This window comes from Sphaerospermopsis kisseleviana CS-549, from assembly GCF_028329225.1.
GTDB lineage: Bacteria > Cyanobacteriota > Cyanobacteriia > Cyanobacteriales > Nostocaceae > Sphaerospermopsis > Sphaerospermopsis kisseleviana.
The window spans coordinates 1-5,909 of record NZ_JAQMTI010000175.1 but is presented as its reverse complement, the minus strand read 5'-3'; the positions used below and the strand labels follow the sequence as shown (position 1 = coordinate 5,909).

Sequence of the window (5,909 nt, the reverse complement as noted above, 5' to 3'; positions counted from 1 at the left end):
TTTATCGCCCGAATGCTTCGCCCTTACAGGAAAATAACCTGTGATCAAAATTGATAATTTATCGCCCGAATGCTTCGCCCTTACAGGAAAATAACCTGTGATCAAAATTGATAATTTATCGCCCGAATGCTGATGCTTTCAGCACGCTTCGCGAACGCCCTTACAGGAGTCAGGAGTTATTAATTTTGGATTTTGGATGCAAGGATTTTGGATTGTTTTTGTTATCTCCAATCTAAAATCTAAAATCTAAAATCTAAAATTTTCCTCCCTGTTTCCTTTCTCCACGAAAAAACTTTCTCAGCAACCCCTATTTATTGGCTAACAGTTGAGATCAAGTTAACCGCTAAAGGTTCTTCTAGTGATTGTAAAGAACTAGCTTTGATAGCATCCAGATAACGACGCAACAATAGAAGTTGTTGAGAATTGGGACGATATGTGAGATTTCCTTGTTTTTGAAACAATGGTGCAGAGGCGATCGCCTGATAATCAGGATTTTCCTGAGAAGTTTTTGCTAACCACAGAGAATTTAAAGATGTTTGCCCTGAAAGAAGTTTATCATCTGGTTCTGGTAAGATTTCAGCAGCAGTAGGTATTAAACCAGCAGGTAGTTCACCTTCCAAAAAAGCCAGCAAACGCTGTTGACAAATGCGGGTATTGATGCCACGATTCTCAAACAATTGCAGAATTTCACCAAAAGATAGAGAACGCATAGTTTCACCACCTGAGCTATGCGGTAAAATTTTCAGCAATTCCGAAAACAAGAAGTAATCTGTATACTGTTGTTTAGGTACTTCTAAAACCTGGGGATGTAGAGGTAAGGTAGCCAACCCATAAGCCACCCGACTACATTTAGGAGCGCCATTTTCACCCAGATATAAATCCTGAATAATTTTGGCATTGGGAAGTTTTTGTCTTAACCAACGGTTGACTGTAGCAATAGCAGCCACCCCACCAGAAATAATTGTCTGATCAACAGCTTCCGTAGGAATACCACGAGCTACTAATAATTTATTCAGTTCCCGGTTGAGACGACGTATGTAGGGGACAAAAACCTGAGTTTCCAAATCTCGTCGCTGCAATATCCAGCACTGATCTGCTAACTCCAGAGTGAAAGATTCTTGATGTTGCAAAATCAGCTTCAGAGCCAGAGCAGCATCTAACAATCCTTGTCCCAACAAAGAACTTTCTAACTTTTGCTGGAAGCGGATGCGGGAAAGTAGATCCGGTTCTCCAACTCGTGGTAGTTCTAACGCTTCCAAACTCAAACTAGACCATTGTATCTGGTCTAAACCAGGAATTGAGGGTTGCCAATGCCAAGGATTACTACTAGAAATGCTACTGTTAGCTTTTGACCTCCCACGGGGTTGGCGAGATTTTGGTGGTAGTAGCAACTGACAAATAATATCCTGCTCCATAGCCTTACCAGCATAGGCAAAACTGTGAAGCATAAAATCTCTGTATGTTAATTGGCTCAAATCTGCCGGTAAATCAACCAATGCCATCTCTGTAGCAGTAGCACCAATATTTAGAGCCAGGGTTGTACCCCCATGGAAATTTTCACTGGTTTTTAAAGGACGCAAACCTTGATTGTCATGCAACTGTACTGAAGGAGAATTGCTAGGATTAAGTTCTGGCAGCAAACTAGCGATCGCCTCCTCCACAAAAAATATCTCTTGGGGATGGGAAACAAGCTGACTAGCCAGTATTGCTTCCCGCACATTAAAACGATATTGTTCAGACCAACTAGAAGGACAACTACAAACAACACCGGTAATATTATTCATAATCGCAGAGAAAACTTGAGGATCTATGCCCACAGCATGAGCAATTAAAGCCGGAGTTGTACTAGTTTGATCCGACTTGAGAGTTAACAGTAATTTAGAGAGCGATCGCACCACCCAAATCAAAGGACCTGCGGAAAATTCATTTAACTGCAATACAGGTTCCCATTTTTGCTGCGTAGTTCTATAGGGAATCCCTATGTCTAAAAAAGGCTTTAAATGAGCAGAGTAAAGATTTTGTTTCGGTGCTGTTGTGGAGTGAGTTTGATCCTGTGCCACCGCCGCAGGTGTTGTCTGCTCTCTATTTTCTCTGCTTTCCGTGTCTGAATGAGGTATGGAAGCCGTAGGTAAATAAACTTCTGCCGGTAAACGAAAAGATTGCTCAAAAGCAGTGTTACCTGATGGATTTTCTGTTGACCAGTAGATCGGATACACAACCAACTGCGAACGATTCAACAACGCCGCAGAAATCCCAGTTGTACCCAAATCAATTCCTAAATACCAAACAAAGTTTGGGTCGTTGACTCTCAACACAGAATTATCACTTAACTTTTCATCGCCCAGCAAAGCAACTTCTGGTGCAGAATTTGTGACTTCCTTTTTTTTTTCAGTTTGCGGACTTTGCGGACTATTCAAATTAAAAACAGCAGCTAATGGGATATTTTCTGTTGCTGTGCTGCTAGGAGATTCCATCAACTGCATTCCTGTATCCAGGATATCCTGGAGAATATTCTGACCTTCAGATACCGAATCCTGCAAACTTTCTACATTCGTTGTCTGTTGCGATTCAGAATTTAACCGCCAATCAAAATTGGTTAAATCTCGATCCAATTGTTGCAACTGCGCTTCATCTAAAACAATATTCGGTATACCTTGCGTCTCTGTATCCGTGTTATCTATAGATAGTAAATTTTCCTGTGGCGAAGCCAGAATGTAAGCAGATGCTAAATTTTGTGTCTCTGTCGATTCCTCTACAGCAGAGCTAACTATGGGAGTCTCTAGTTCTGTCGTGTCTGGATGATCATCAACAGCTAAAGCTTCTGTAACTTGTTCTTCACCGAAGACATCAACTAACAAGTCCGTCAGCACTGTGATTGTATCACTACTATCTGGATGAAAGTTCAGTAATGTAGGAGTGCTGGCAAATTCAGCTTGTGATTGCGTATCCTCTGGCAACAAGGATTTTTCCCATAAATCAGATGATGCTGGCTCTGTGGTTTCTACAACCATAGCCGCATTTTCAGGTGGAAAATTGTTACTCTGCTCAAAAATATTTAAATCCTCTTGCTCTACACTTTCTGACGACACCTGCACATTAAGCTCTTGTGCTTCTTCTTGTGCTTCTGGAATAATTAGTGATGCTGACATACTTTCACTAATCTCAGCAGTGTTATTTACCTCACTTGTCACCACTGGCACAGCAGTAGATTCTGTAGTCGATTCTGTTGATTTAATCCTATCTGCACCACCAAACAAACTCGCATAAAGTTCATCTACTTCATCAATACTCTCTGACTGAGTTTCATTAGGGGTGGTAAAAGAAGCAGCAACTGAACTTGAAATCTCATCTGACCTCAGTTGTAACAGCACTGCCTCCAAATTCTCCACAATCTCAGGTTCTTGAGTGTCCGCAGTCACAGTATCCTGAATTAATTCCTCCCCATTCTCTGATGGAGTTTCATCAGAACTAATATTAGAACTAATATTAGAACTAATATTAGAACTAATAAAACTATCAACTGCTGAAACTGGTGCTGGTTGTGCAGTCAATTGTGAAAGCACTGCCTCCAAATTCTCCACAATCTCAGGTTCTTGAGTGTCCGCAGTCACAGTATCCTGAATTAATTCCTCCCCATTCTCTGATGGAGTTTCATCAGAACTAATATTAGAACTAATATTAGAACTAATAAAACTATCAACTGCTGAAACTGGTGCTGGTTGTGCAGTCAGTTGTGAAAGCACTGCTTCCAGATTTTCCACAATCTCAGGTTCTTGAGTGTCCGCAGTCACAGTATCCTGAATTAATTCCTCAGCAACAGAAGAAACAGGTTGTACTTCTGTTGCAGAATCTAACCCAAAGGTTAAAGGTGGAGCATCTGGAGATTGTATTTGTAAAGTCTGATGCAAATTATTCAGAAAATTTGCCATCAACTGTTCACCTTGCAACCCCTGACTGTGCATTCTTGCCAGTGCTTGGGATAAAGACTGATAATAAGTGTTAATGTTACGCTCTAATGCCTCAAAGATAACGTTAACAGTTCCATCTAGTGATAGTAAACGTTGATCCAACTCCTTGGCCAAACTAGCTAACCTTTCTAACCCTTCGACGGATTCCACAACAGGTTGAATAGCAGACTTGCTGACTTCTTGCTTAGTTTCACCTGTAGTCAAACTAGAAGAATTAGCTGCATTTCTTGTTAAATATGGAATTAAATTTGGCACTAAACGACTGATTAGCACTTGTAAAAATTCGCTAATTATCTGCTCTTGGGTGGCTAACTGCTGTGTTAAGGAATAGTTTTGCAGTCGCTTTTGCTCTAGCTGTCTAATTTCCTGGACAAGAGAAGCTCTTTCTTGCAACAGACTTGATAATTCTGCCTGCAAAGGTTGAAGCACAACCAAAATTTCATCTTTTAATTGTTCTGCGGTAAAATTAGCCTGTGGCTGTTGGGATTGATAAGACTTTGATCCAGCTTGGTTATGCTCCTGCTCCACATATCGCGCCAACAAAGATGACAGTGGTTGTGTCTGTGATTGCTCCACAGGAGTTTCTTCTGGTGTCTCACTTTCATTGAGTTTGACAAGAAACTCACGCACTCGCTGTAAAACATCTCTCTCTTCTTGTCCCTGACCAGACAGCAGTTTTGATAGGGGATTACCACTATTGGCAAGCAAGTTGTCAATATCTGCAATCAGTTTGTGAATTTCATCTTTACGGGAAGTCACGTTAAATTACCTTAGCTAGAAATGTACTGTGATGTTTATGGTAATTAAGTTTACGAAAGCACTGAGTAACCAAATTTATTGCTCGTACTTCTGACGGCAATTATGTTATGAATCACTCAGAGATGCAACTTGATCTAGATGATTAGCTGTGTTTTTAGGTAGTTTGCCAAATTTTGCGTTAGGTTAAGGTAAAATCAAATTCGTGGTATTGGTGACAGGGGGGTTAAGCCTGGTGTATTTAATCAGCAAATACTAAGGGAAAGTAAAAATTGTTGAGAAAAAATTATTTGTCGTTTTCTTGTGTAACATAGTTTAGTCTCCTCTTTGAAAGCGGCTGTAATAATTTGATAGGTAAGGCTAAAAACACCGATCTTACTTGTTCTGTTCATAGCAGCTTAAATAAATATGTCCTAATGGAAGACCGATATAGCTTGCAGACATCCGCTCAAAACTTGATCACTTCAGCACCCTTTTTTCAAGGGTTGCCTGAATCTATTGTAGAAACAGCCCTCACCAATCTTGTTACCCGTACCCACCCAGCCAACCAAGTGATCCTGCTAGAAAATGACTGGGGTGGTTCAGTATATTTTATTTTAGAGGGATGGGTAAAAATCCGTACATACAATTTAGAAGGAAAAGAGGTAACACTAAACATTATTGGGCATGGGGAATTATTTGGAGAAATGGCGGCACTAGATGAAGTTCCCCGTTCCACTGATGTCATAACTCTTACCCCAACCATGATAGGCAGTATGCCTGCTCAAGATTTTGTCAAATTGTTGCAAACAGAACCTTTAGCGGGAATGAGATTATCCCAATTAATGGCGCGACGATTAAGACAAGTAAATCGTCGTTTGCGTCTGCGAGAATCAGATAGTCAATCACGGGTAGCAGATACTTTGCTATTTTTAGCAGAGGGACAGGGTAAGATAGGAGAAACAGGTACAGAAATTCCTAATTTACCCCATCGAGAATTGAGCAGTTTGAGTGGACTGGCACGGGAAACAGTTACACGCGTACTGACAAGGTTAGAAAAAAAAGGCTTGATTATCCGGGAACAAGATGTAATGTGTATCCCCGATGTAGTAGCTTTGGAAAAAATGATCATTTAATAGGGAATGGGGAATAGGGAGCAGGGAGCAGGGAGCAGGGAGCAGGGAGCAGGGAGCAGGGAGCAGGGAG

Annotated in this window: 2 protein-coding genes; one reads left to right on the top strand and one right to left on the bottom strand. The window is 40.9% G+C overall.

Translation table 11 applies throughout. The annotated features are described in order from the left end of the window. Window positions 1-311 precede the first annotated feature (311 nt). The gene (locus PN497_RS14370) at window positions 312-4,727 is read right to left on the bottom strand and encodes a hypothetical protein (RefSeq protein ID WP_096572172.1); all 4,416 of its coding nucleotides are present in this window, start codon (window positions 4,725-4,727) and stop codon (window positions 312-314) included. A gap of 413 nt (window positions 4,728-5,140) precedes the next feature. Here PN497_RS14370 and PN497_RS14365 point away from each other — a divergent pair, with 413 nt between their 5' ends. Next, window positions 5,141-5,839 (top strand): Crp/Fnr family transcriptional regulator, encoded by a 699-nt coding sequence (locus PN497_RS14365; RefSeq protein WP_096572173.1) that lies wholly within the window; start codon window positions 5,141-5,143, stop codon window positions 5,837-5,839. Window positions 5,840-5,909 lie beyond the last annotated feature (70 nt).